Annotated in this window: 3 protein-coding genes; 2 read left to right on the forward strand and 1 reads right to left on the reverse strand. The window is 77.1% G+C overall.

Going from position 1 to position 2938, the window contains the following annotated elements:
- Positions 1 to 320: 320 nt before the first annotated feature.
- Entirely contained in the window at positions 321 to 1448 is a 1128-nt protein-coding gene (locus E2C05_RS30520) for a PA0069 family radical SAM protein (protein WP_133223371.1), read from the reverse strand.
- Positions 1449 to 1548: 100 nt separating this feature from the next.
- Here E2C05_RS30520 and E2C05_RS30525 point away from each other — a divergent pair, with 100 nt between their 5' ends.
- Both E2C05_RS30525 and E2C05_RS30530 read left to right on the forward strand, forming a co-directional pair.
- Positions 1549 to 2223, forward strand: coding sequence for a TIGR04283 family arsenosugar biosynthesis glycosyltransferase (locus tag E2C05_RS30525; RefSeq protein ID WP_192912555.1), 675 nt, complete (start codon positions 1549 to 1551; stop codon positions 2221 to 2223).
- A 61-nt stretch (positions 2224 to 2284) separates the two neighbouring features.
- Positions 2285 to 2899 carry a TIGR04282 family arsenosugar biosynthesis glycosyltransferase gene (locus E2C05_RS30530; protein WP_133223372.1) on the forward strand — a complete coding sequence of 205 codons (615 nt, stop codon included), beginning with the start codon at positions 2285 to 2287 and terminating at the stop codon, positions 2897 to 2899.
- Positions 2900 to 2938: the final 39 nt, after the last annotated feature.

Raw genomic sequence — 2938 nt, forward strand, 5'->3', positions numbered from 1 at the left:
CGCAATCCGCTCGCGGCCGTGCGCCGGGGCGGCGCCGCCCAAAGGGGGGAAGGCGGCGCCGCCCGGCCTGCACCCCGGGCCCGCCTCGGGGTAGCGGCGGGTCCAGGCTGGGCCGGGCGGCCCGGGGAAGGACGCCCGGCCAGGGGTGGCTTCGGCAGCAATGCCGCCGGCAGCGGTGGGACCGACCGGGACGGATCGCGGCGGATGCCGCGCGGCCCCCGGCCGCCAGGATGCCAACCGGCCCGCGCCCCGCGCCGGCGCATCGCCCGCCGGGTCCCGGCGCCCGGCATCGCCCCCGTCCCGGCCGGGGGCGGCCGGCGCTACAGCAGCGCCAGCTGCCGCGGCGCGGCCTGCACCTCCGGCGCGCGGAACTGGGTGCAGTCCAGCCGCTGGCTGCGGCCATTCGTGCCGGTCAGGCCGTGCCGGGCCGCCGCCACCTTGAAGCGCCCGGCCAGCATGTCGGCATAGGGCCCCTCGCCGGTCTGCCGGACGCCCCAGCGGCTGTCATAGGCCTTGCCGCCGCGCGTCTCCCGCACCAGGGCCAGCACCCGCGCCGCGCGGTCGGGGACATGCAGCCGCAGCCATTCCTCGAAGAGCTGCCGGATCTCGAGCGGCAGGCGCAGCAGCACATAGCCGGCCCGCGTCGCGCCGGCCGCCGCGCTCTCGGCCAGGATGCGCTCCAGCTCCGCGTCGTTCAGCCCGGGGATCATCGGCGCCGCCAGCACGCCCACCGGCACGCCGGCCTGGGCCAGCGTCGCCATCGCCTGCAGCCGGCGTCGGGGCGCCGCCGCCCGCGGCTCCATCCGCCGCGCCAGGCCGGCATCCAGGGTGGTGACCGACAGGCAGACATGCACCAGGTTGCGCCGCGCCAGCCGCGTCAGGATATCCAGGTCGCGCAGCACGCCGGCCGACTTCGTGACGATGGTGACCGGGTGGCCGAAGCGCTCCAGCACCTCCAGCACCTGCCGCGTGATCAGCAGCGTCCGCTCGATCGGCTGGTAGGGGTCGGTGTTGGCGCCCAGCGCCACGGGCCGCGCCTCGTAGCCCGGCCGGCGCAGCTCCTTCTCCAGCAGCGCCGGCAGGTCCGGCTTGAACAGCAGCTTGGTCTCGAAATCCAGGCCGGGCGAGTAGCCGACATAGGCATGGCTCGGCCGGGCATAGCAGTAGACGCAGCCATGCTCGCAGCCGCGATAGGGGTTCAGCGACCGGTCGAAGCCGATATCCGGGCTGTCGTTGAAGGCCAGCGCGGTCCGCGCCTTCTCCCGCACCAGGGTGGTCGGCAGCGGCGGCAGGTCGGACAGGTCCGCGAGCGAGCCCCAGCCATCGTCGAAGGCTTCCCGCGCCGTGCTCTCATACCGCACGGCGGGGTTGGACGCCGCGCCGCGCCCCCTGCGGGCGGCGGACACCAGGGCATCGGCGGGGACAGAGGCGGAGAGACCGTCCGGCATGGCGGAGTTCCCTATCTGTTCGTCGGCACCTTGCCGGGTGCCCCACCCGGCTGTCAAGAACATCGCACGAACGAATGGTTAATGCCGACGGGATCCCGCCTTGGAACAATGCCTGACCATCGTCATCCCCACGCTGAATGCCGCCGCCGCGCTGCCGCGCACCCTCGCGGCCTGCGCCGAGGCGGAGGCGGCGATCCTCGTCGTCGATGGCGGCAGCAGCGATGCCACGCGGGCCATCGCCGCCGCGGCCGGCTGCCCGGTGCTGCCGGCGGCGCGCGGCCGGGGGACGCAGCTGGCGGCCGGCGGGGCGGCGGCGACCGGGCACTGGCTGCTGTTCCTGCATGCCGACACGCGCCCGGCGCGCGGCTGGTCGGCGGCGGTGCGGCACTTCATGGCGGACCCCGGCAACCGGCATCGCGCCGCGCATTTCGCCTTCGCGCTCGACGATCCCGCGCCGCAGGCCCGGCGCCTGGAAAGGCTGGTGGCCTGGCGCTCCCGCCGCCTCGGCCTGCCCTATGGCGACCAGGGGCTGCTGCTCTCCCGCGCGCTGTACGAGGCGGTGGGCGGCTACCGGCCCCTGCCGCTGATGGAGGATGTGGACCTGGTGCGCCGCATCGGCCGGCGCCGGCTGGCGGCGCTGCCGGTCGCCGCCGTCACCTCGGCCGAGCGCTGGCGGCGGGATGGCTGGTATCGCCGCTCCGCCCGCAACCTGCTCTGCCTCGCGCTCTGGTTCCTCGGCCTGCCGCCGCGCTGGATCGCGCGGGTGTATGCCTGATGCCGGGCCTGACGCCGGCCGCCTCGCACCCGGGTCCCGGCCGGCCGCCGCGGGGGCGGGCATGAAGGGCGACACGCTGATCCTCTTCGCCCGCGCGCCCCGGCTCGGCACGGTCAAGCGAAGGCTGGCGCGGGAGGTGGGGGAGGTCGCGGCGCTGCGCTTCCATCGCGGCCAGCTGCGGCGCCTGGCGCGGGAGCTGGGGCGCGACCGCCGCTGGCGCACCCTGCTGGCGGTCACGCCCGACCGGGCGCGCTGGCCCGCCGGCCTGCCGATGACCGGCCAGGGGCGGGGCGATCTCGGCCAGCGGATGGCGCGGGCGCTGGCCCGGCACCGCCGGGCGGTGCTGGTCGGCAGCGACATCCCCGGCCTCGGCCGCGCCGAGGTGGCGGCAGCCTTCCGCGCACTGGGGAAGGCCGGGGCGGTGTTCGGCCCGGCCGAGGATGGCGGCTACTGGCTGGTCGGCTTCGGCCCGCGCCGGCCGCCCGACCCCTTCCGCGGCGTCCGCTGGTCCACCGAGCATGCGCTGGCGGACACCCTGGCGAATTGCCGCGGCCATCGGGTGGCGCTGCTGCGGCGGCTGCGCGATGTGGACGGCGCCGCCGACCTGCCGCGCGGCACCATGCGGCGGGCCGCGCCCGCCCGCCAGGGTCCGCCGGGCGGCGCGCCGCCGCGCTGAGGCTGCCGGACCGCGGCCCGTGTCATGCGCGACGGCGCG

Source organism: Paracraurococcus ruber, assembly GCF_004353985.1.
GTDB lineage: Bacteria > Pseudomonadota > Alphaproteobacteria > Acetobacterales > Acetobacteraceae > Paracraurococcus > Paracraurococcus ruber.